This window comes from Bacillus sp. CFBP9009 (assembly GCF_036541465.1).
Lineage (GTDB): Bacteria > Bacillota > Bacilli > Bacillales > DSM-1321 > Peribacillus.
In genome coordinates this window covers 135223-158829 of the sequence record NZ_JAZHFU010000005.1, presented here as the reverse complement: position 1 = coordinate 158829, position 23607 = coordinate 135223, and the positions used below count along the sequence as shown (strand labels likewise).

25 protein-coding genes are annotated in these 23607 nt (G+C 42.5%); 24 read left to right on the top strand and 1 reads right to left on the bottom strand.

The genetic code is table 11. The features are described from left to right. Positions 1 to 15 precede the first annotated feature (15 nt). From V3595_RS15505 to spoIID, 18 genes are all read left to right on the top strand, one after another. The gene (locus V3595_RS15505) at positions 16 to 876 is read left to right on the top strand and encodes a F0F1 ATP synthase subunit gamma (protein ID WP_101223833.1); all 861 of its coding nucleotides are present in this window, start codon (positions 16 to 18) and stop codon (positions 874 to 876) included. Between the two features lie 87 nt (positions 877 to 963). Then, positions 964 to 2361, top strand: a complete 1398-nt coding sequence (atpD, locus tag V3595_RS15500) for a F0F1 ATP synthase subunit beta (protein ID WP_061465696.1) — start codon at positions 964 to 966, stop codon at positions 2359 to 2361. Positions 2362 to 2386: 25 nt separating this feature from the next. Further along, on the top strand, positions 2387 to 2788 hold the full coding sequence (locus tag V3595_RS15495; protein WP_034315803.1) for a F0F1 ATP synthase subunit epsilon: 402 nt from the start codon (positions 2387 to 2389) through the stop codon (positions 2786 to 2788). A 346-nt stretch (positions 2789 to 3134) separates the two neighbouring features. After that, on the top strand, positions 3135 to 3509 hold the full coding sequence (locus V3595_RS15490) for an NADH-quinone oxidoreductase subunit A (protein WP_137017336.1): 375 nt from the start codon (positions 3135 to 3137) through the stop codon (positions 3507 to 3509). A 26-nt stretch (positions 3510 to 3535) separates the two neighbouring features. Next, complete coding sequence (locus V3595_RS15485) at positions 3536 to 4012, top strand: NuoB/complex I 20 kDa subunit family protein (RefSeq protein WP_170946902.1); 477 nt, start codon at positions 3536 to 3538, stop codon at positions 4010 to 4012. Beyond that, positions 4013 to 5350, top strand: a complete 1338-nt coding sequence (locus tag V3595_RS15480) for an NADH-quinone oxidoreductase subunit C (protein ID WP_485908142.1) — start codon at positions 4013 to 4015, stop codon at positions 5348 to 5350. Between the two features lie 5 nt (positions 5351 to 5355). After that, positions 5356 to 6453: an NADH-quinone oxidoreductase subunit D gene (locus V3595_RS15475; RefSeq protein WP_485908140.1), complete on the top strand. Its 1098-nt coding sequence runs from the start codon at positions 5356 to 5358 to the stop codon at positions 6451 to 6453. After that, a complete protein-coding gene (gene nuoH, locus V3595_RS15470; RefSeq protein ID WP_485908138.1) occupies positions 6454 to 7461 on the top strand; it encodes an NADH-quinone oxidoreductase subunit NuoH in 1008 nt (335 codons plus the stop codon). A 33-nt stretch (positions 7462 to 7494) separates the two neighbouring features. Further along, positions 7495 to 7914 carry an NADH-quinone oxidoreductase subunit NuoI gene (gene nuoI / locus V3595_RS15465; RefSeq protein WP_048685828.1) on the top strand — a complete coding sequence of 140 codons (420 nt, stop codon included), beginning with the start codon at positions 7495 to 7497 and terminating at the stop codon, positions 7912 to 7914. Further along, on the top strand, positions 7911 to 8429 hold the full coding sequence (locus V3595_RS15460; protein ID WP_402904513.1) for an NADH-quinone oxidoreductase subunit J: 519 nt from the start codon (positions 7911 to 7913) through the stop codon (positions 8427 to 8429). The genes nuoI and V3595_RS15460 overlap by 4 nt, the downstream gene beginning before the upstream one ends. Next, on the top strand, positions 8426 to 8740 hold the full coding sequence (gene nuoK, locus V3595_RS15455; RefSeq protein ID WP_098371643.1) for an NADH-quinone oxidoreductase subunit NuoK: 315 nt from the start codon (positions 8426 to 8428) through the stop codon (positions 8738 to 8740). Before V3595_RS15460 ends, nuoK begins: the two co-directional genes overlap by 4 nt. A 34-nt stretch (positions 8741 to 8774) precedes the next feature. Next, a complete protein-coding gene (gene nuoL / locus V3595_RS15450) occupies positions 8775 to 10646 on the top strand; it encodes an NADH-quinone oxidoreductase subunit L (protein WP_485908136.1) in 1872 nt (623 codons plus the stop codon). Further along, positions 10643 to 12166: a complex I subunit 4 family protein gene (locus V3595_RS15445; protein ID WP_485908134.1), complete on the top strand. Its 1524-nt coding sequence runs from the start codon at positions 10643 to 10645 to the stop codon at positions 12164 to 12166. The genes nuoL and V3595_RS15445 overlap by 4 nt, the downstream gene beginning before the upstream one ends. A 3-nt stretch (positions 12167 to 12169) precedes the next feature. Further along, positions 12170 to 13696 (top strand): NADH-quinone oxidoreductase subunit NuoN, encoded by a 1527-nt coding sequence (nuoN, locus tag V3595_RS15440; protein ID WP_485908132.1) that lies wholly within the window; start codon positions 12170 to 12172, stop codon positions 13694 to 13696. A gap of 149 nt (positions 13697 to 13845) precedes the next feature. Further along, positions 13846 to 14088, top strand: a complete 243-nt coding sequence (locus V3595_RS15435; protein ID WP_101223821.1) for a DUF1146 family protein — start codon at positions 13846 to 13848, stop codon at positions 14086 to 14088. Between the two features lie 158 nt (positions 14089 to 14246). Next, positions 14247 to 14996 (top strand): YwmB family TATA-box binding protein, encoded by a 750-nt coding sequence (locus V3595_RS15430; protein WP_485908130.1) that lies wholly within the window; start codon positions 14247 to 14249, stop codon positions 14994 to 14996. A gap of 32 nt (positions 14997 to 15028) precedes the next feature. Beyond that, on the top strand, positions 15029 to 16330 hold the full coding sequence (murA, locus tag V3595_RS15425) for a UDP-N-acetylglucosamine 1-carboxyvinyltransferase (protein ID WP_034315774.1): 1302 nt from the start codon (positions 15029 to 15031) through the stop codon (positions 16328 to 16330). A 202-nt stretch (positions 16331 to 16532) separates the two neighbouring features. Next, positions 16533 to 17570, top strand: coding sequence for a stage II sporulation protein D (gene spoIID, locus V3595_RS15420; protein WP_226990485.1), 1038 nt, complete (start codon positions 16533 to 16535; stop codon positions 17568 to 17570). 20 nt (positions 17571 to 17590) lie between these two features. Here the strand turns inward: spoIID and V3595_RS15415 are convergent, their stop codons facing one another. Then, positions 17591 to 18016 carry a VanZ family protein gene (locus V3595_RS15415; RefSeq protein ID WP_485908128.1) on the bottom strand — a complete coding sequence of 142 codons (426 nt, stop codon included), beginning with the start codon at positions 18014 to 18016 and terminating at the stop codon, positions 17591 to 17593. A 153-nt stretch (positions 18017 to 18169) separates the two neighbouring features. On the opposite strand from V3595_RS15415, the gene spoIIQ reads away from it, so the two are divergent. From spoIIQ to V3595_RS15385, 6 genes are all read left to right on the top strand, one after another. Then, on the top strand, positions 18170 to 19147 hold the full coding sequence (gene spoIIQ, locus V3595_RS15410; protein ID WP_485908126.1) for a stage II sporulation protein SpoIIQ: 978 nt from the start codon (positions 18170 to 18172) through the stop codon (positions 19145 to 19147). A gap of 434 nt (positions 19148 to 19581) precedes the next feature. Continuing rightward, positions 19582 to 19854, top strand: a complete 273-nt coding sequence (gene spoIIID, locus V3595_RS15405; protein ID WP_034315767.1) for a sporulation transcriptional regulator SpoIIID — start codon at positions 19582 to 19584, stop codon at positions 19852 to 19854. Positions 19855 to 20163: 309 nt separating this feature from the next. Beyond that, entirely contained in the window at positions 20164 to 21165 is a 1002-nt protein-coding gene (mreB, locus tag V3595_RS15400) for a rod shape-determining protein (RefSeq protein WP_076368333.1), read from the top strand. A 279-nt stretch (positions 21166 to 21444) separates the two neighbouring features. Continuing rightward, complete coding sequence (locus V3595_RS15395) at positions 21445 to 22284, top strand: flagellar hook-basal body protein (protein ID WP_485908124.1); 840 nt, start codon at positions 21445 to 21447, stop codon at positions 22282 to 22284. Between the two features lie 54 nt (positions 22285 to 22338). After that, positions 22339 to 23181 (top strand): flagellar hook-basal body protein, encoded by an 843-nt coding sequence (locus tag V3595_RS15390; protein WP_485908122.1) that lies wholly within the window; start codon positions 22339 to 22341, stop codon positions 23179 to 23181. Positions 23182 to 23348: 167 nt separating this feature from the next. Beyond that, positions 23349 to 23603 (top strand): DNA-directed RNA polymerase subunit beta, encoded by a 255-nt coding sequence (locus tag V3595_RS15385; protein WP_137016469.1) that lies wholly within the window; start codon positions 23349 to 23351, stop codon positions 23601 to 23603. Positions 23604 to 23607 lie beyond the last annotated feature (4 nt).

Genomic DNA, 23607 nt, shown 5'->3' with positions numbered 1-23607 from the left:
GGGTGGTGAGAATGAATGGCCTCTTTACGCGATATTAAGTCTCGGATTACTTCAACGAAAAAGACGAGTCAAATTACAAAAGCGATGCAGATGGTATCTGCTTCTAAAATGAACCGTGCAGAAGCTAATGCTAAAGCATATGTTCCATATATGGAAAAAATTCAAGAAGTGGTATCTAGTATTGCGAACGGAAGCACGGATGCATCTCATCCAATGCTTACTTCACGTCCCGTTAAGAAAACCGGTTACTTGGTAATCACATCGGACCGTGGATTGGCTGGGGCTTACAATAGTAGCATCCTTCGCCACGTTCATAAAACCATTCTTGAACGCCATAAATCCAATGATGAGTTCGTCATTATCGCAATCGGAAGGGTTGGCCGTGATTTCTTTGTCAGCCGTAACATGCACGTAGAGCTTGAAGTAATTGGGGTTCCTGATCAGCCGTCTTTCGCTGACATTAGCTCCCTTGCAAAATCGACAGTGAATTTATATCTGAATGAGCTGTGTGATGAGCTTTATATGTACTATAACCATTATGTCAGCCCAATCCAGCAGGATGTAACGGAAAAGCAAGTCCTTCCGTTAGCTGACTTTAATACTTCCAATGCAACATTGACTTCTTATGAATTTGAACCGAATGCAGAAGAAATCCTTGAGGTATTACTGCCTCAGTACGCAGAAAGTTTGATTTATGGTGCTTTGTTAGATGGTAAAGCAAGTGAGCACTCTGCACGTATGACTGCAATGAAAAATGCGACCGATAATGCAAAAGAATTGATCGACTCACTTTCATTACAATATAACCGTGCACGTCAGGCAGCGATCACTCAAGAAATTACAGAGATTGTCGGCGGTGCAGCAGCTTTAGAATAAAATCATTAAAGGGGCGGTCGGCCCGGACGAAGCTTGGCCGTTCCATAAACTCGATAGTCGTTATAAGCAACGTTAGGAGGGAAAACGATGAATATAGGACGCGTTACTCAAGTTATGGGTCCGGTTGTTGACGTGAAATTCGAAGACGGACAACTTCCTAAGATCTATAACGCGTTAAGAATCGAAAATACAGCGTCTGGTACAGGACTAACTCTTGAAGTGGCCCTTCAACTAGGTGATAATACAGTTCGTACTGTAGCAATGTCTTCCACTGATGGTTTAACCCGTGGTGCAGAGACTGTTGATACAGGAGCTCCAATTTCAGTACCTGTAGGTGAAGTTACTCTAGGTCGTGTTTTCAACGTATTAGGGGAAAACATTGACCTATTTGAACCACTTACAGCAGAGGTGCGTCGTGATCCAATTCACAGACAAGCACCAACATTCGAGGAATTATCAACATCAGTTGAAATTCTTGAAACGGGTATTAAAGTAGTAGATTTACTTGCTCCTTACATCAAAGGTGGTAAAATCGGTCTCTTCGGTGGAGCCGGTGTTGGTAAAACTGTACTTATCCAAGAACTTATCAATAACATCGCACAAGAGCACGGCGGTATCTCGGTATTCGCTGGTGTAGGTGAGCGTACTCGTGAAGGTAATGACCTTTTCTACGAGATGACTGATTCTGGTGTTATCAAGAAAACAGCGATGGTATTCGGACAAATGAACGAGCCGCCAGGTGCACGTATGCGTGTCGCTCTAAGCGGTTTGACAATGGCTGAATATTTCCGTGACGAACAAGGACAAGACGTTCTTTTCTTCATCGATAACATTTTCCGTTTCACACAAGCAGGTTCTGAGGTTTCCGCCCTACTAGGACGTATGCCTTCAGCGGTAGGTTACCAACCAACTCTTGCTACTGAAATGGGCCAATTGCAAGAACGTATCACTTCAACAAATAAAGGTTCAGTTACATCCATTCAAGCGATCTATGTACCTGCCGATGACTATACGGATCCGGCTCCAGCTACAACTTTCGCTCACTTGGATGCAACAACAAACCTTGAGCGTAAACTTTCTGAAATGGGTATTTACCCTGCAGTTGATCCATTGGCGTCTTCTTCTCGTGCCCTTAGCCCGGAAATCGTTGGCGCTGAGCACTATAAAGTGGCTCGTCAAGTGCAATCGACTTTACAGAAATATAAAGAACTTCAAGATATTATTGCCATCTTGGGTATGGACGAATTAAGCGAAGACGAAAAAGTAATCGTTGCCCGTGCTCGTAGAATTCAAAACTTCTTGTCACAAAACTTCCACGTGGCTGAACAGTTCACTGGTCAAAAAGGATCTTATGTACCAGTTAAAGAAACAGTCCAAGGATTCAAAGATATCCTAGCTGGAAAATATGACGAACTTCCTGAAGATGCTTTCCGTCTAGTTGGCCGCATCGAAGAAGTTATTGCTAAAGCAAAAGAAATGGCTTAATTAAAGGGACCTAGGAGGGAATGAAATGAAGACCATTAAAGTCAATGTTGTTACTCCCGATGGCCCAGTATATGATGCAGAAGTTGAAATGGTAAGCACTAAAGCTAAAAGCGGTGAGCTGGGAATCATGGCTGGACACGTTCCAACTGTAGCCCCGCTTACCATTGGTGCTGTCCGTCTTAAAAATGGAAGCAACACAGACTATGTAGCTGTAAATGGTGGCTTCTTAGAAGTTCGCCCTGATGTGGTAACCATTTTGGCTCAATCTGCTGAAAGAGCTGAAACTATCGATCTTGCACGTGCTCAAGCAGCAAAAGCCCGTGCTGAACAAAGATTGCAGAACAATGATGGATCAAATGATGCCAAAAGAGCTGATTTAGCGCTTAAACGTGCCATCAACCGAATCCAAATTGCAGAAATGCGATAACTTTAATTGATGAAAACACCTGATCGAGCCATTCGTGGTAAGATTAGGTGTTTTTTTTAACCAAAAGGTTTTTGAGGATAGTAATATTTAATAAAAAAGGTTGTAGAATGAAAAAAAAGTCGAATTATAGAGTAAAGTATTTTCCATTTTAATCCTTAACTCGTCGACATGCTTTTAGCCTAATGTTATAATGTATACGCTTACAATTATTGCTTCATACCCCCTCCTTTCACATTGCTTCTAAAAGAATGTCACCCTGCATAATATTTAAAAGGTATCCAAAAAGAAGACAAGCAAATCTAAATTGAACCCATTTAACATGATTTATCCATAAAGGGAGATGAACATGGGACAGCTGCATATTTACCAAAATAATTATTTAATTGTATTTGTTTTCCTTTGTCTCGGCATTTTATTGCCTGTGATCGCTTTATTTCTTGGTAGACTGCTAAGGCCTTATAAACCGACAGATATGAAATATACGACTTATGAAAGTGGAATCGATCCTTTTCAGGATTCAAGGGTTCAATTCAATGTCAGGTATTATCTATTCGGATTGATGTTCGTCATATTTGACGTAGAAACGGTTTTTCTTTACCCATGGGCGGTCGCTTATGATGAACTCGGACTGTTTGCATTGATTGAAATGCTGTTTTTTGTCCTGATCCTTATGCTAGGGCTAATCTACGCTTGGAAAAAGAAGGTGTTAAAGTGGAATTGAAATTAGATGAACTTACCCCTGCAGAAATGGAAGAAATGCGACACAGTATTTTTTTATCCACACTTGAACAAATAAAAGGCTGGGCTAGAAGTAACTCACTCTGGCCAATGACTTTCGGTTTGGCATGCTGTGCAATTGAAATGATGGGTGTCGGCTCCTCTCATTATGATTTGGACCGATTTGGATCATTTTTTCGGACATCACCCAGACAATCGGATGTCATGATTGTTTCAGGAACTGTAACGAAAAAAATGGCTCCAATAATAAGCAGATTATATGAACAAATGCCAGAACCTAAATGGGTAATTGCAATGGGATCCTGTGCAACGGCTGGTGGGCCTTATGTTCACTCATACTCAGTGGTCAAAGGGGTAGATCAAATTGTACCTGTCGATGTATATATACCGGGTTGTCCCCCAAACCCAGCTGCACTTATTTATGGAATCAATAAGTTAAAAGAAAAAATCCGTTACGAGGCGAAAACCGGAAAGCGGGTGATATAGATGAGTGAAAAGGAAGACTTAGCGAAGCAAAAGGCAGCGGCAGCTGCCAAGGCGAAGGCTGTAGCTTTGGCCCGAAAACAGGCGAAAGCTGAAAGTGCGGATGCGGAAGATGAAACGGATATAGCGAAGCAAAAGGCGGCGGCAGCGGCCAAGGCGAAAGCGGCAGCACTGGCCCGAAAACGGGCGAAAGAGGAAGCTGCGGAGAAGCCGGAAGATGAAACGGATATAGCGAAGCAAAAGGCGGCGGCAGCGGCCAAGGCGAAAGCGGCAGCACTGGCCCGAAAACAGGCGAAAGCTGAAAGTGCGGATGCGGAAGATGAAACGGATATAGCGAAGCAAAAGGCGGCGGCAGCGGCCAAGGCGAAAGCGGCAGCACTGGCCCGAAAACAGGCGAAAGCTGAAAGTGCAGATGCGGAAGATGAAACGGATATAGCGAAGCAAAAGGCGGCGGCAGCGGCCAAGGCGAAAGCGGCAGCACTGGCCCGAAAACAGGCGAAAGCTGAAAGTGCGGAGAAGCCGGAAGATGAAACGGATATAGCGAAGCAAAAGGCGGCGGCAGCGGCCAAGGCGAAAGCGGCAGCACTGGCCCGAAAACAGGCGAAAGCTGAAAGTGCGGAGAAGCCGGAAGATGAAACGGATATAGCGAAGCAAAAAGCGGCGGCAGCGGCCAAGGCGAAAGCGGCAGCACTGGCCCGAAAACAGGCGAAAGCTGAAAGTGCGGAGAAGCCGGAAGATGAAACGGATATAGCGAAGCAAAAGGCGGCGGCAGCGGCCAAGGCGAAGGCAGCAGCAGCTGCTGCTGCGAAGAACAGGACCGCTGTAAAGGAAAGCGAAGAAGTTATCGTCCCTAGCGAGCTTTCCCCAAATCAGTCGAAACTCGATCAAATTGTTTCTGCTATTGAACGCCATTTAGGACAAGGGGCATTATTAGAGCACTATATTAATAGATTATCAAAAGATGTACCCACTTTAGTGGCTAATCCGGATACATATTTCTCAATAGCGAAATTTCTGCGATACGATGAACAGCTTGACTTTTCGTATTTATCGGAACTTCATGGTACGGATTTTGAATCCCATATGGAAATCTATGTACATTTACATTCATTCAAAATGAACCAATCAGTTGCCTTGAAGGTGAAGCTTGATAGGGAATCTCCCGTTATTCCATCATTGGTCTCATTATGGTCAGGAGCAAATTGGCCAGAATGTGAGGCATATGATTTATTAGGTATTAACTTTTATGAACACCCTGATCTAAAACGGATTTTACTTGGTGATGATTGGAAAGGGTATCCCCTTAGAAAAGATTATCAGCCTTATGATGTGGAGGTGTAAGCCCAATGTTAAGGACGGAAGAAATGCTTCTCAATGTCGGGCCGCAGCATCCGAGTACACATGGTGTTTTTCGGCTTGTCATCAAGATTGACGGTGAAATTATAAAAGAGGCTACACCTGTTATTGGGTATCTGCATCGCGGTACGGAAAAATTAGCGGAAAATCTGCAATATACACAAATAATCCCATATACCGATCGGCTCGATTATCTAGCGGCAATGACAAATAATTATGTGCTTTGCCATGCTGTTGAGACAATGATGGGGGTGGAGATTCCCGAAAGGGCAGAATATTTGCGGGTTATCGCAATGGAATTGGGCAGAGTTGCAAGCCACCTTGTCTGGTGGGGTACATACTTGCTGGATATAGGTGCGACGAGCCCTTTCCTATACGCCTTTCGAGAGCGTGAAATGATCGTTAATTTATTGACTGAATTGTCAGGGGCACGCCTTACATTCAATTATATGCGTGTCGGAGGTGTGAAATGGGATGCTCCTGAAGACTGGATTGCGAAGGTTGCCGAGTTTGTCCCTTATATGAGGGAGCAGCTTGCCGGTTACCATGAGCTTGTGACAGGGAATGAAATCTTTGTGAATCGGGTTAAAGGGGTGGGCATCTATACGAAGGAAGAAGCCTTGCAGTATTCGCTTAGCGGTGCCAACTTAAGGTGTACAGGTGTGAAATGGGATTTACGAAAAAATGAACCATATTCGATTTATGACAGGTTCACATTTGATGTTCCTACAAGGGAAGAGGGTGATGCCTTTTCTCGCTATCACTGTAGAATGGAAGAAATCGAAGAATCACTGAAAATCATCGAGCAGGCGGTTGAGCAATTTCCAGAAGGGCCAGTCCTTGCAAATGTCCCCAAAATAATAAAGGTTCCTAAGGGTGAAGCATTTGTCAGAATTGAATCACCAAGAGGGGAAATCGGCTGTTATATCGCGAGTGAAGGGAAAAAAGAGCCATACCGTTTGAAATTTCGCAGACCTTCATTTTATAATCTGCAAATACTTCCGAAATTATTGGAAGGGGAAAATATGGCGAACTTGATAACGATATTAGGTGCAATCGATATAGTTTTAGGGGAGGTGGATGGATAAATGATCAAGGACCTTCTCCACTCCGCTCCAAGCCTGCTGAATTTTGGCATTTTTTTTGGTTTGGCAGTCCTGCTCCTGTTCGTCGTATTAGGGTTTGTAACCTATGGAATCCTTTCAGAGCGAAAAATCATGGGATTCATGCAGATGCGTGTCGGCCCAAACCAAATTGGGGGGAAATGGGGTCTCTTGCAGACCGTTGCCGATGTTTTGAAACTTCTGATCAAGGAAGATACGATACCGAAAAAAGCTGATAAGCCGTTATATATTTTAGCTCCGGTGATTGCTTTTGCCCCTGCTTTCATGGTCCTTGCCACCTTGCCGTTCACCGATGCCTTTCAATTTGCTGATATAGGTGTCGGATTGCTTTATTATATGGCGATTTCCGGCATATCGACCATCGGCATCGTCACAGCGGGTTGGGCATCCAATAATAAATATTCTTTGATTGGCGGAATGAGGGCAGCCGCGCAAATGATATCTTATGAGATCCCTTTGGTGATGTCGCTAGTGGGAATCGTCCTCATAACAGGCAGTTTAAACTTGAATGATATAGTTGCAGCCCAGGAAAGGGTTTGGTTCATTTTTCTTCAGCCGATTGCGTTTATCGTTTTTTTTATTGCATCGGTTGCCGAGTTGAACAGGGTTCCTTTTGATCTTCCGGAAGCGGAATCCGAACTTGTTGCTGGCTATCATGTTGAATACTCTGGATTTCGCTGGGCATTCTTTATGTTATCCGAATATGTGTATATGTTTGCAATGGCAACGCTAACCACTGTATTATTTTTAGGGGGATGGAATTCTATTCCGTTTTTGGATTTTATTCCGGCAGCCATCTGGTTCGGTCTGAAGTTCAGTGCCGTATTCTATGTATTGGTCTGGATTCGTGTAACCTTTCCTCGTATAAGGGCCGATCAATTGATGGAATTCGGATGGAAGGTGCTGCTTCCGGTTGCATTGGCTAATATATTTTTGACGGCACTTATAAAAGAATTGATTAACCTTTTTTAGAAACTTAAGCTGGTCGGAAAGCGAGGGATTTATATGCTTGGTTTAGCAAAAGGTTTAACCTATACATTAAAGAACTTGACGAGGAAAAAAGTGACCTATGACTACCCGAATGAGCCGCTTCCACTTCCTGACCGATTCCGCGGAATCCAGAAATTCTATCCTGAAAAGTGTATTGTATGCAATCAATGCGTGACAATTTGCCCAACGGATTGTATTCAATTAACTGGTAAGAAACATCCGGACCCGTCGAAAAAAGGGAAAATCATCGATACGTATGACATCAATTTCGAGATTTGCATTTTATGTGATTTATGTACGGAGGTCTGCCCTACAGAAGCAATCGTGATGACGAATCAATTCGAGCTGGCCGAGTATAGTCGTGATCATCTATTTAAAAATCTGGAGTGGCTGGATGAAAATGATGAAAATATCCGGAAGGTGAATAAAGTATGAGTTTGTCGGGTGAATTAATTGCCTTCATTGGTTTGGCACTCGTCTCGATATTAGGCGGGGTGCTGCTGATTACCTTAACAAAAGTGGTGCACATGGTAATTGCACTTGTTTTTACTTTCTTGGGCATTGCAGGCATTTATATGTTGCTTTCGGCCGAGTTTGTCGCCATTGTCCAAATCCTTATTTATTCAGGAGCAATTACGATCGTGATGCTATTCGGGATTATGCTGACAAAACACCAAGAAAATGAGGCACCCGCTAAAGGGGGCTGGGGGAAGTTCTCCTTGCTGGCGGCGATTGCTGGATTTGCCGTGGCGGTTTATCTGGGGATTTATAATCTGGATATACCTGTTCAGCCAACGGCCTTGCATGAGGAAAATACAAAGCAAATAGGAATCGAACTTTTTTCAAAATATGTAATTCCTTTTGAAGTGATGTCGGTACTCTTGCTTGTTGCTTTAGTCGGTGCCATCGTATTGGCTAAAAAAGATGATGAGGAGGGAGATCGATCATGACGGGAGTTCCCTTGTCGGCTTACCTTGTATTGGCACTCGTTTTATTTTGTATAGGGCTATATGGTGCCTTGACGAAAAGAAATGCGGTCATTGTGTTGATTTCAATCGAGCTGATGTTGAACGCTGCAAATATCAATTTAGTTGCCTTCAGTAAATTCGGGGTAACGCCATCCATTACGGGTCAAGTTTTTTCCTTATTCACGATTACGATCGCTGCGGCCGAGGCGGCAGTAGGGCTGGCTATACTAATGTCCCTTTATCGCAATCGGAAGACGGTCAATGTCGATGAAATGGAAATTATGAAGAATTGAAGGTTTATATAAATGAAGAAGGGGATTTGATACGATGATGGAGTACGCATGGCTCATACCGGTCTTTCCACTCGTCACGTTTCTGGTTCTGCTTCTATCAGGCGGGCGGTTGCGGGAACGAGGGGCTTTTATAGGAATAATATGTACATTGGCTTCGTTTGTTTTATCTTTGCTCGTCCTGATGGAACGATTTAAAGAACCTACATATAATATATCGATAGATTGGCTTTCCTTCGGGGGGACGCAACTTTCAGCTGGATTCGAAATCAATCAGCTTAATGCCTTGATGCTTGTGGTCGTTTCCCTTGTCAGCCTGCTTGTCCAGATATATTCGAAGGGGTATATGAAGGGTGAAGTGCGATTCTCCATTTTTTATGCTTATCTGGGCTTCTTCACCTTTGCCATGCTTGGACTTGTCATGGCACCAAATTTATTACAACTTTATATCTTCTGGGAATTGGTCGGGATGGGTTCTTTCCTGCTCATTGGGTTTTACTTTTATAAACTTGAAGCTAAGGCTGCAGCGAAGAAGGCATTCATCATGACCAGGATTGGGGATGTAGGGCTCTTAATCGGCATCATTCTGCTATTCTGGGAAACAGGCAGCTTTGAATATGGAGAGATCTTTCAAGCCGTTCAATCGGGCATGATATCAAGTGAAAAACTGACTTTAATCGCTATTTTGATTTTTATCGGAGCGGTTGGGAAGTCTGGACAATTTCCACTTCACACATGGCTTCCGGATGCAATGGAAGGCCCGACTCCGGTTTCCGCATTGATACACGCAGCAACCATGGTTGCTGCAGGGGTTTACCTAGTGGCGGCCATGTTTCCGCTATTCATGGCAAGTTTTGCTGCGATGCAGGTCGTAGCTATAACAGGCGGAATTACAGCCATATTTGCCGCAAGCATTGCCATCGTGCAAAAGGATGTTAAGCGTGTATTGGCCTATTCGACAATCTCTCAGCTTGGCTTTATGATGCTTGCTTTGGGTACTTCGGGATATGTGGCCGGTGTGTTTCATTTAATGACCCATGCCTTTTTTAAAGCATTGCTGTTTTTGGCAGCAGGCAGTGTTATTCATGCTATACATACACAGGATATGGAAAAGATGGGCGGCCTATGGGGTAAGTTGAATTGGACTGGGCCGCTGTTCTTGACTGGCACGTTGGCGATATCGGGGTTTCCGTTGCTCTCAGGTTTTTTCAGTAAAGATGAAATTCTAATGGCAGCCTGGGAGAATGGTAGTTATATATTGTTTGGTCTAGCGGTGGTTACCTCCTTTTTAACTGCGTTTTATATGTTCCGGCTGTTTTTCATGATGTTTGCAGGCGATTCGCGCAGTCAAGTAAAACAGGTCAAGGAATCACCTTCCATCATGCTAATTCCCATGCTCGCATTGGCTTTGCTTGCTGTAATCGGCGGGTATATCCAAACACCGTGGTTTGGAACTTTCCTTGGGGAATGGCTTGTGGAGGGAAATGAAGCTGTTCTAGGCGCCAGCCATAGTGAGGGACCCGTTTGGATAATGTTGCTGGCCGTGCTTGTATCGCTGGCCGGGATATACCTTGCTTATATGATATACGCTAAAAAGAAGTTACCTCGGGACTGGCTTGTCAAAGAAAACTCCGAGGTATATCGGGTTTTAGAAAATAAGTATTATATTGATGAGATTTACCATTACACTGCAGGCTATGCAGTCAAAGGCTTTAGTATATTCCTATCTTATATAGAAAGGTTCATTGTCGGCGGCCTGGTTTCCACTGTAACAAGTTCGATAGAAGGATTGGGGAAAATAGGGTCTAAACTGCAAACAGGACAGGTACAGCAATATGGCATGATAGCCTTTCTGGGACTTGCGGTACTGTTGGTGATTTTTGCAGTAACTGGGGGGTATCTAAGATGAATGTCTATTTGCTCTCGCTTTTAGTGTTTTCACCGCTGCTGGGCATAGTGATGGTTGCCCTCATGCCGAAAAAAGAGGAAAGGACGATTAAACAATTTGGCTTTTTCGGAACACTGCCTCCTCTTTTCCTATCGTTCTTTCTATGCAGCCAATATTATTCGGGTGTGGCCCTATCCTTATTTGACATTAAGTTGAATTGGATCAGGTTTGGGAATTTGGAGATGTATGATCCCAAGCTCTTCACGGTTGACTTTGAGTTGGGGCTGGATGGATTAAGTCTCATCTTCATATTACTGACAACAATCATTTCATCACTGGCCGCAATCGCATCCATTTATATAAAAAAGGAATGGAAAGGGTATTATTTGTTATTTTTGATCCTGGAGATTGGGATGCTCGGTGTCTTCACCGCAGAAAATTTGATCCTTTTTTTCATCTTCTTTGAAATGACTTTGATTCCTGCTTTCTTTTTAATTGGCAGATGGGGCTTTCTGGAGAGGGAGAAAGCTTCTTATAGTTTTCTGATTTATAATGGCATTGGTTCGGCTGTTTTATTAGTGGCTATTTTGATTTTGTTTGCCAGGACAGGTACGACCAACATTGCAGCATTGACACAGATGATGACAATGGGCGGTGTTTCACTTTTTGCACCAATATCCGGTTCGATGAAATATGGTTTATGTCTCGCCTTTCTCGTAGCATTTGCGATAAAGCTGCCCGTCTTTCCCTTTCACAGCTGGATGGTGCGGGTCCATGCAGAAGCACCTCCATCTATAGTCATGATACATGCGGGTGTCCTATTGAAAATAGGGGCGTACGGAATCATCCGGTTTGGAATGGGGATATTTCCTGAACAATATAAAAGCTTGGCCTTTACCATTGTCCTATTTGGGGTCCTCAGTTTTTTATATGGTGCATTTCTAGCTTTGGTACAAACGGATTTCAAGCTCGTTTTAGCCTACTCGTCGATCTCACATATGGGTATCGTCATGATGGGGCTGGGAGCCTTGAATGAAGCGGGCATTCAGGGAGCTATTTTTCAAGTCATCTCACACGGACTAATTGCTGCTTTGTTGTTTTTCTTGGTGGGTGTTTTGTATGAGCGGACGGGAACCACCATGCTTCCTAAGCTAGGGGGATTGGCCAAGTCGATGCCGATTTTTTCAGGGTTTATGTTAGCCTGCGGGATGGCTTCACTCGGTTTGCCTGGCATGTCCGGCTTCATCAGTGAATTCATGGTATTTCTTGGCTTATTCAAGAGTCAGCCGTTGCTTGCGGCAATAGGCGTGATCGGGCTTGTATTAACCGCTGTCTATGTACTGAGGGCGGTCATGCTGATGACTTTCGGGAAAAATGCTAGCTTGATAGAAAAAGAGAAGCGGGACCTTGGAAGCTGGGAGTTTGTCCCTGCATTGGTTCTTCTCGGTTTGATAATATCTATTGGGGTATACCCAAATTTGTTAGGCGGGCCTCTTCAAGGAACGATTGAAGCCATGATGCTAGCTCTAGGGGGGCGATGAAGGATGGATTGGAACACGATGCTTTCTTATGATTGGGGAGCGATGATGCCGGAATTCATCATCCTTGGAACGACCATGATTCTTTCGATATTGGATTTATTCTGGCCGAAGCACTTTAATCGGAGAAAACTGGCATGGCTCGCGCTAACCGGAATCATTTTGGCATGTTTGTCACTGATTAGCCTGCTATCCTTTGAGACAGTCAGTATCTTATCCGATACGTTTCGTTTAGATTCATTTGCAAAAGCTTTTAAGCTGCTACTGTTATTCGGAGCTGCCCTAATCATCCTTCTGGCTGAAGGATATGAACCGCAAGAGGGGCTGCGGGAGCACCGGGGGGAATTTTATTATCTGTTCCTGACCGCTTTGCTTGGAGCGATGGTCATGTCCTCAAGCGGTGATTTGATAACGCTGTTCGTTGGACTGGAACTTCTTTCACTTTCATCTTATATATTGGTCGGAATACGCAAGCATGATCGGAAGTCCAACGAAGCGTCCATGAAGTATGTGATAAACGGAGGCATTTCCACAGCGATCACTTTATTTGGGATGAGCTATTTATATGGAGTGACCGGTTCGGTCAATCTAGGCGAAATGAGCCGGACGATGGCTGCGATGACGGACGGACAGCTGCAATACATCATGGGCCTAGCTTTCTTCATGGTGTTTGTCGGAGTAGCCTTCAAGATAGCTGCCGCTCCATTTCATATGTGGGCGCCGGATGTGTATGAGGGGGCACCGACACCGGTCGCAGCCTTCTTGAGTGTAATTTCGAAAATGGCGGGTTTCGTCATCATCCTGCGCATTTTTCTCTCGTTGTTCCTAACAGCTTCCGGTGATACGTTCGGAGCGCTCGACTTTTTGGAAAAAAATAATATCTATATAGCTTCGTTGGCGGGCCTGACGATCATCATTGGAAATGTGGTTGCGTTAAGGCAGCAAAATTTAAAACGATTATTCGCTTATTCAAGCATCGCCCATGCGGGTTACCTGCTTGTAGCGGTGGCTACATTGGGCGGGGGATATTTTCTCCTAGATACTGTCTGGTTTTACCTAATGGCTTATGTATTAATGAATATCGGTGTATTCGCAGTCATTCAGCTGTTATCCAGCCAAAGTGGGTCAGAAGATATTAGCATTCTTGCAGGACTGGGGAGGAAATCACCTTATCTTGCCATTGCATTCACCGTATTTATCCTGTCGCTTGCTGGAATCCCCGGAACGACAGGTTTCATTGGCAAACTTAATATTTTTCTTGGAACATTCATAACGGAGCCTGGACATTTTGTCCTTGCGGGAATCATGATTGCAGGTACCATTGTATCCTATGTGTATTATTTCGGATTATTGGTTCAGGTCTTTTTCCGACCCATTCATTCAGAGAAGGTCATTAAAATCCGTCCGGGTCTTTACATTGTGTTGATCATTTGCGTAATAGGCACCATACTTTTCGGGGTGGCGCCAAATATTGCCTTTGATTTTATTCATGATCAATTTGGCGAATTTACAGACTTTATTTCAAGTAAATGATATAATGCCTGTATCAGAGGCTTGTTCCATTGGATCAAGCCTCTATTTACAGTTTTAAAAAGATATTTTGCAATTCTTCCTTTTAAATTCCAAATATGAAGGGGTTTTGTGTTAGAATAGAATTCGGGTGTCTGTTAGGAGGTATGTACATGTTTTCAGCAATGGGACAGCAGGCTTTAACAGGAATAATTGCACACTTGTTTTTCATCGCAGTTACCTGGTGGGCTCTCCAGGCATTACATTTTGATAAAATATTAAGATCCAATTCTGTCATCAAGGCCAGGGTTTTATATATTTTATTAACGGTTGCCATCGGTTCAGTTGTAAGTAATTTCTTCCTCGACTACCTGGGATTTGCAAACCAACTTCCGTATATGTTTAGTAATGACTGATAAGCTGTAAGAATTTTCTTATAGCAAAATATGATTCTACTCTTGTATTCGCTTTTGCTTCCTGCCAGTTTAAGGGGAAGTTGTCACCAATTGTCGGAAAACTCGAAGTATGATCTCTCTCCTTGTGGAAAGAATGTGTAAAAGGGGAGGGATTTAACATGTTTAATTTAAACAAAAAAATGTTAACATACATAGTATTTCTTGGTTTGATGGTGATTTTAATTGGGAATAGTACGATTGTGGCAGAAAGCAAACCAGATATAGTTAAATTGGTGGGACTGTTACAAAAAGATAAAGATTTAGACATAGGGGATTGGTCTGTACTCACTAGAGAAATAAATAAAGAGATTACAACTAAACAAGAGTTTGAAAGCGAAGTTACAGCTTTAAAACGAAAATACCCTCAATTTCAATGGCACCGGAAAGATGATGCTTCCGGCTGGAAGGCAGAGGCGTTAACTTACAATGTCGATTCAGGTCTGACCGAGTCTATCAAAATAATGACAACGGAAGAGAAATTTGATAAAGTTACCTATGTTATTTACGAAGTGAAGGGGAAAAAGTGGAAGAAAGCCAATGCGGCATTTTTTACTGCTACGTTCCGAAACAGGGTGAATGACCTATTTATAGGAACTCCTTCAATTTTTTCTTGTATTAAAGGGTCTATCAATGATAATATGGATTCGGTTTTAAACTCTAAAACTGAAGACCTGTTAGATATGTTCCAAGCAAGGGAAATTGAGAGTGTGCACGAAACAAACTTTACATCTATATCTGCACATTCAACTTTGTTTAAACAACCTTTGACTAAAGAAAAATTAAATTTGCAGTTTGGGCTACGGACAGAAGGATTGGGTGACCGAACGAACTTTGTAGTTGGCACACCAATCATAACGTTTGAATATTAATATAGAGAAAATGGACGCGGAGGGGAATACTTTTGGAAAAAATCATCGTCCGCGGCGGAAAAAGGCTTAGCGGGACAGTTAAAGTAGAAGGTGCTAAAAACGCCGTTTTGCCAGTTATCGCTGCAACATTATTAGCAAGTGATGGGAAAAGTATCATTAAAGATGTTCCTACGCTCTCCGATGTATATACAATCAATGAAGTATTGCGCAACTTAAATGCAGATGTTGCCTTTCATGACAATCAAGTAACTGTAGATGCATCAAGAGAGTTATTAGAAGAAGCACCATTTGAATATGTACGTAAAATGAGAGCTTCCGTTTTAGTGATGGGCTCATTACTAGCAAGGAATGGCCGGGCCCGCGTTGCTCTTCCTGGTGGCTGTGCCATCGGATCACGTCCTATCGACCAGCATTTAAAGGGCTTTGAAGCGATGGGAGCAAAAGTGAAGGTCGGCAATGGTTTCATTGATGCCGAGGTTGAAGGCAGACTTAAGGGTGCAAGAGTGTATCTTGACTTCCCGAGTGTGGGTGCCACTGAAAACATCATGATGGCAGCAACACTTGCTGAAGGTATCACTATTCTTGAAAATGTGGCCAAAGAGCCTGAAATTGTAGATCTTGCGAATCTCCTTAATAAAATGGGTGCCAAAGTCAGAGGTGCCGGTACTGGTACGATGAGAATCGAAGGTGTCGATAAATTATATGGCACTGAACATACGATTATACCTGACCGTATCGAAGCTGGTACATTCATGACAGCGGCCGCTCTTACTGGCGGCAATGTTCTTGTTCAAGGAGCTGTACCTGAACACCTTACTTCCCTTATTGCTAAAATGGAGGAAATGGGCGTTAAAATTCTTGAAGAAGAAGATGGATTACGCGTTATCGGTCCAAAAACCTTGAAGGCCATTGACATCAAAACAATGCCGCATCCTGGTTTCCCGACTGATATGCAATCGCAAATGATGGCATTATTACTGCGTGCTGAAGGAACAAGTATGATTACGGAGACCGTTTTCGAAAACCGTTTCATGCATGTTGAAGAATTCCGTCGCATGAATGCCAATATTAAAATAGAAGGCCGTTCCGTTATCGTTAATGGTCCAACTAACATTCAAGGTGCTGAAGTAGCTGCAACAGATTTACGTGCCGCAGCAGCGCTCATCCTGACTGGATTGGTTGCAGATGGCATTACACGTGTTACAGAATTGAAGCATCTTGACAGAGGTTACGTGAATTTCCATGGTAAATTGGCATCTCTAGGTGCTGATGTGGAACGTATTAACGAAGATGTGCCTGCTGAAACAAAAAAAATTGCAGATTTAAACGCATAAGTAGCTTATAAAACCATTCACGTTCGAGTCTCCGAACCGTGAATGGTTTTTTTTATCATGTTCCGGATTCTTGGCCGACAGTTAAATAGTTGTCGTTTTTCTATTCATAAATGCTTGTCCTTCGACATACATTTGTTATGTAAAGATACCTGCTGGATACGATTATACGGCAGAGAAAACAAGTGTAGGGAGGCTCAGGAATTTGAAAGCAATCAAACCGATGGTCGTACTATTCATAGCAGTAGCATTCGTAATTATCATGATTCCGGCAGTGCTTGTGCTTCCATTTTCAAATGATAAGACAAGTGGGCAGTTGACCGAGCAATTGGAAAGTAAAGGCAAGAATGAGGGTAAAGAGGTAGCAGCAAATGAAATGAGTTCCGTAGAAGTTGCCGTTTATCGCACATCTGCAAAAAAGATTGAAAAACTGCCGATTGAATCGTACTTGAGTGGTGTGGTTGCAGCTGAAATGCCAGCAGATTTTGAAGAAGAAGCGCTGAAAGCACAAGCGTTGACGGCGAGAACCTATATTGTCAATCAGCTCATAAGCGAAAGTCGATTAGGCTTGCCGGATGGTGCCGATGTAAGCGATACGGTCATGCACCAAGTTTATAAGAATAATGATGAGCTGAAAAAACAGTGGGGCTCTGATTATAAATGGAAGATGCAAAAAATTAACAAGGCCATAAAAGAAACGGCGGGTCAAATCTTAACCTATGAAGGAAAACCGATTACTGCCACTTTTTTTTCGACAAGCAATGGCTATACGGAGAATTCCGAGGACTATTGGCAAGCTGAATTTCCCTATTTAAAAAGTGTATCCAGTCCATGGGATAAAGAAGAATCACCAAAGTTTTATAATAAAGTAGTAGTCGACACTGCAGATTTTGAAAATAAATTGGGTGTAAGTCTTTCTTCGGGAGCATCCATAGGAACTGTCATTGAAAGAACATCAGGTAATCGCGTAGGTGTAGTGGATATCGGAGGAAAGAAAATGACAGGAAAACAGATTCGTGAGAAGCTCGGGCTGACATCTTCCGATTTTGACTGGGAGCGTCAAGGCAACCAGATTGTGATCACGACAAAAGGATCTGGACACGGAGTTGGAATGAGCCAATACGGTGCTAACGGCATGGCCAGGGAAGGGAAAACCTATGAAGACATCGTGAAATATTATTATAAAGGCGTCAAAGTCCAGTCTTCAAGTAAGTGGCTGAATACGATGACGGCAAAAAAATGAGAGATGGGAATTCCCATCTCTCATTTCTTTTCGTTTAATTTTTCTATCAAGGTCAAAAAGCCCCGTTTACGTTTGAAATAATGATATTGGACATGAAAATAAACTGCAGCTACTCCAATAATATCTTTAATGACATCTATTAAGCTAGAGGAGCGGTACGGGACGAAAGATTGATGGTATTCATCAATCACTCCATAAAGGCAAGCTACAAGGGCAGCCAACAGGCTTAAACCAGGTCTCAGTTTTTGGTGTGCAGCAAGTGCCGAAACAAATAATATATACAAAAGGGCAAATTCGACCAGATGAAGTGCCTCTTTGATAAATCGGTCAAATGAGGATGAGGGAAGATCAAGAATCATATCATCGGGGTTGCTCGACATTATCCAAACGGCAATCATATATAGAAAAGGCAATAACGTTAACACAAGTTTAAAAGCTTTTTTCATGATTTAAACATCCTTCAACAGTAAGATACCAAACATTTTACCATTCTACGAATAAAATCGGTTTCATTTCCACAAAATAAATCCAAAAAAAATTTTTTCCTGAATGTATATAATTTTAACAAAATGTTCAGAATGATTGCTGAGGTGATTAATATGAGAGAGGAAGAAAAGAAACCAACTTCCACAATCCGACGTATACTAAAACAACGTTGGGCATTATCAGCAATCTATATCGCAAGTGCAGCCATAATCTTAGCCGCGGCCTTCTTATTACAAAATAGTTTTGATGATTCAGCTAAAGATGGCAAAGAGGAATCGGCTGAAACAGGAAAAAACTATGGTGAGCCTTCTGTAGAGGTTAATAGCAATCTTGAGACAATCAAGATGCCTGTAGCCGATGCAGACAAATCGGTTATCAAGAAACAGTTTTATGATGTGAATGCGGATGAAAAGGCACAAGAAGAAGCATTGGTTTTCTACAACAATAGATATGAGCAAAACAAAGGTATAGACATTGCAATGGAAGATGGAAAGTCTTTCGATGTAAAAGCTTCCTTAAGTGGAAATGTAACGAAAGTCCAAGACGATGCGTTACTTGGAAATTTAGTTGAAGTAGAGCATGAAGATGGCGTCGTTACTCGTTATCAATCTGTTAAAGACATTAAGGTTGCAGTCGGTGACAAAGTGAAACAAGGACAAGCAATAGCTACAGCTGGAAAAAGCCAAATCAATGAAGAGGCTGGCGTACATGTCCACTTCGAAATCAGAAAAGATAACATTGCGTTAAACCCACTTGATTTTGTTGATAAACAAGCTTCTGCGATCCAATCGGCAACTGAAGCCGAAGGCAGCGAACTTGAAGATTCAGGTAATAAAGAAGAAACACCTGCAGTCGAAGGATCTGAAGCTGATAAAGAAGAAACGCCTGCAGTCGAAGGATCTGAAGCTGATAAAGAAGAAACGCCTGCAGTCGAAGAGTCTGAAACTGGCACAGAAGAAGCGCCTGCAGTTGACGAGTCTGAAGAGGGCACTGATTTAGAGAATGGTACTGATGAGGAAGGCTCTGTCCCTGGTGAAGATACAACTGAAGAAAGCGATTCCTTAAAAGATTCGTTAAATCAATCTAATTAAAATTAAGATTTTTAATAAAATCAAAACAAAAACCTAAAGCGTTACGAATGACAACAACTGAAAATTTGGTAAAAGGAAGCCGTTCACTTTGAACGGCTTCCTTTTTTCTTTCGAGGAAATATTGGACAATATGCTGAAACCTTTGAATTTCTGACAAATTTCTCGGGAAATAATTTGCTCTTAAGGAAAAGAAACAGATGAAAATCAGAAATAAATCCAAACCTCCTGTCCCATTAGGCATATATTCTTAACCAAGCTAATAAGATGTTATAAACCATGCAAAGAGAGTGTTTGAGGTGAGGAATCGTTTATTACAAATTATCTAATAGGTGAATAATTCTATCTTTCATTGTTTATAGGGCAGCGGTATTCGATTCGAAAAATACGAATCTCATTTCACACTTCTCACATCCAATTTGGGGAGGTCGAGTGGTGTGCACGATTACATCAAAGAAAGAACTATCAAGATAGGAAAGTATATCGTGGAAACTAGAAAAACAGTCCGCGTCATTGCAAAAGAGTTCGGGGTCTCTAAAAGCACAGTGCATAAAGACTTAACTGAGAGGCTGCCAGAAATTAATCCTGATTTGGCTAACGAAGTGAAGGATATATTGGATTATCATAAATCCATTCGTCACCTTAGAGGTGGAGAAGCGACAAAATTAAAATATAAACGTTCTGAAAGAGAAGAAGAAATCGTTAAATGATACTTGAATCATTCCGGCAATTGGAAGTGAATCGGGCAATCGGGGAATGAATGAGGGGACATGAAAGTGAGTGTCAGCTCTTTTCTCAACCTTGATTGCGGTTCCATGCCGGGGTTTTTTTTATGGAAAAATGAGGAAAGGTAGTACATAAGGCACCGGATTTTTTTACATATTGGCAAATTAGGAAATAATAGTCTATATTAGTGTTTATTTATAATTCATACTTACTTGTGTCAATGCAATATGGTAAAATAAACAATTAGGACAGAAGTAGGTTATATGTGAGGATATTCAAGGAGGATTTAAGAAATGTTTGCTAGAGATATTGGGATAGACCTTGGAACAGCCAATGTTCTTATACATGTCAAAGGTAAAGGAATTGTGTTAAATGAGCCTTCGGTAGTTGCGATTGATAAGAATACGAACCGTGTTCTTGCCGTCGGGGAGGAAGCTCGTAAAATGGTAGGCCGTACTCCAGGAAACATCATCGCAATCCGACCTTTAAAAGACGGTGTCATTGCGGATTTTGATGTAACAGAATCGATGCTTAAGCATTTTATCAATACATTGAATGTGAAAGGCTTCCTTTCAAAGCCTAGAATTTTAATCTGCTGCCCGACCAACATAACAAGTGTCGAACAAAAGGCGATTAAAGAAGCTGCCGAAAAAAGCGGCGGAAAGAAAGTATTCCTTGAAGAAGAACCAAAAGTGGCTGCAATCGGTGCCGGCATGGATATTTTTCAACCAAGCGGCAATATGGTCGTAGACATTGGCGGGGGTACAACAGATATTGCCGTTCTTTCAATGGGGGATATCGTTACATCTTCTTCTATCAAAATGGCCGGTGACAAATTCGATAATGAAATTTTAAATTATATCAAACGGAAGTATAAGCTCCTCATTGGTGAACGTACAGCGGAAAACATTAAAATCCAGGTTGCAACCGTCTTCCCTGGATCTCGTAATGAAGTCATCGATATCCGTGGGCGCGATATGGTATCCGGATTGCCTAGAACCATTTCGGTCAATTCAGAAGAAATTGAGGAGGCTCTCCGCGAGCAGGTTTCCATCATTGTACAAGCTGCAAAAAGCGTACTTGAGCGGACGCCGCCAGAACTTTCTGCTGATATCATCGACCGCGGCGTCATTTTAACAGGCGGGGGAGCATTGCTTCACGGGATTGATTTACTTCTTGCTGAAGAGCTTAAGGTCCCAGTGCTCGTTGCCGAGCAGCCAATGGATTGTGTAGCAATCGGAACCGGTATCATGCTTGATAATATGGATAAATTGCCACGGCACAAATTCAACTAAAAAGCGGATGGAAATCCGCATCATAAGATAGGGGTCTAAGGTTCAGACAAACGTGAGGCATAGTGAAAGTGCGTGCAGTTCTAGTACTGTTGAGCAATAGGCCCTCTTCTTTTAGTCGAAAATTTAACACCATTCCTTTGAATCTGACCTAGCCTACGATATAGAAAAATTCTTCTGCCTAATGCTTTTCCTTTTCCTTAAGATACTGATGTTCATGTCCGATAAGATAGATATGAGAAATTGAACGGGATAAGTTATGTAGATTGAGGAGTGAAGAAGATGTTAAGAGGTTTTTATACAGCTGCTTCCGGGATGCTTACACAGCAAAGGCGCACAGAATTGCTCACAAACAGTATGTCCAATGCGAATACAACAGGGTATAAAGCGGATCAAATGAGCGTAAGGTCTTTTCCGGAAATGCTCATAAGCAACATAAGTGGTAAAACGGTTCCTACGGAGAACAAATTGAGCATGACTAACTTATCCCAGGTTGGAGGGCTCAGTACGGGTGTTTACGTACAGGAGGCGAATCCTTTATTTACCCAGGGTACATTGGAGGAAACTCAGCTTAATACGGATATTTCCTTAGTTGATGAAAATCTGCCGATCAATGAAGAAACGGGTCGGCAAGGATCGGTGTTTTTTACTGTCCAGGATGGTGATGGTGCTATCCGTTATACGCGTAACGGCAGTTTCACCCTGGATGGGCAAGGTTATCTGACCACACCTTCGGGTCATTATGTATTGAACGAAAATAATGAAAAGATCAAGCTTGATAGCGATCAGTTCACAGTAGCGGAAAACGGTGTTATTTTAGAAGGAAATGTTCAAACCGCACTTATTGGCATCGGTTATTCGGATGATCCGTCATTACAGCTCATGAAGGATGGGGAAGGCCTGTATAAGGCTGTGAATGATGGGGATTTGCCTAGCGCATACGCGGCTGCAGATGTCGGTTTTTCTACTAAGCAATGCTTTCTTGAAGGCTCCAATGTTGACCAATCGAGAACGATGACAGAAATGATGTCGGCATACCGCTCTTTTGAAGCGAATCAGAAGGTTCTTCAAGCCTATGATAAAAGTTTGGATAAAGCAGTCAATGAGGTTGGCAGGCTTTAATTGAACAGTAGGAAAAGATGATTTTGGAAATTTGAACATGTAAGGGGAAAAACCATGAATCGGACGATGATGACGGCGACGAATACGCTGAACCAACTTCAAAGTAAAATCGATCATATAAGTAATAATATCGCGAATGTGGACACGACTGCCTACAAAAAGACCCAAACGAGCTTCAATGACTTATTGACACAGAGTTTCAATAATCAACCGAGTGAGACCAAGGAAAAAGGAAGGTTGACCACGCCTGGCATCCGGCAGGGAACAGGTGCCATGATAAGCCAATCTCAATTGGTGCTTTCACAGGGAGCCTTAAAGACGACGGATCGCAACCTTGATGCTGCATTCACCCGGGAGGACCAATTCTTCACCGTAAGCGTTCAGGACGATAATGGGGTCAATACAAGGCTTACAAGGGATGGGGCCTTTTATTTATCTCCTAATGCTAACGACCAAATGATGCTCGTTACCTCTGCAGGACATAAAGTCCTTGATGAAAATGGTGAACCGATCCACATTGAGGGAAATATTAAAGACATTAAGATTTCGGAAAATGGCTTATTGATAGTGGATACGGAAGAATATGGCGAAAAGAATTTTGGACTCGGGATCGTTTCGGTAAAAAAACCCCAATTTCTTGACCGCTTAGGCGGAAATTTACTTGGCCTGCCCGAAAACTTCAATGCCTTGGGTGTTACTGAAGACGATATCATGACCGCATTAACAGGGGATTCCCGCAACCAGGCAGCAGTCCGTCAAGGCTCTCTGGAGTCCTCCAATGTCGATCTTTCCAAAGAAATGACGGATCTGATCAATGTTCAGCGGTCTTACCAATTTCAATCCCGGGCGGTAACGATGGCCGATCAAATGAGCGGATTAGTCAATGGAATCCGTTAAGGTATCTGGTAAATAAAATGTCTCCCTGCGGAATTAGAGCAAATCGGTTATAATGAAATCATAACAAAGGAAATCATTCGTGCCGATCATTTTGCATAGCTGCTGAATTTCTGGTTATAGGGAAAATCAGTCGGCGAGTTTTCTTAAAAGGAGCTTTCACATTCTATATGGAACAAAATCGTGTAATGAGACAACAAATTGAAGAAGAGATAAAGGAAGTTGAGGCGAAACCGAATCGTAGAATCAAGGTCCGTCTTTTACCGATTTGGCTTCGTTTACTCATTGTTATCGGATTGATTTTCATTGCTGTATTATCCGGGGCACTATTAGGATACAGTGTGATTGGTGGAGGACATGCAATGGATGTTTTCCAAAAATCCACATGGACCCATATTATTGATATAGTGAACAAAGGCGCGTAGTTCC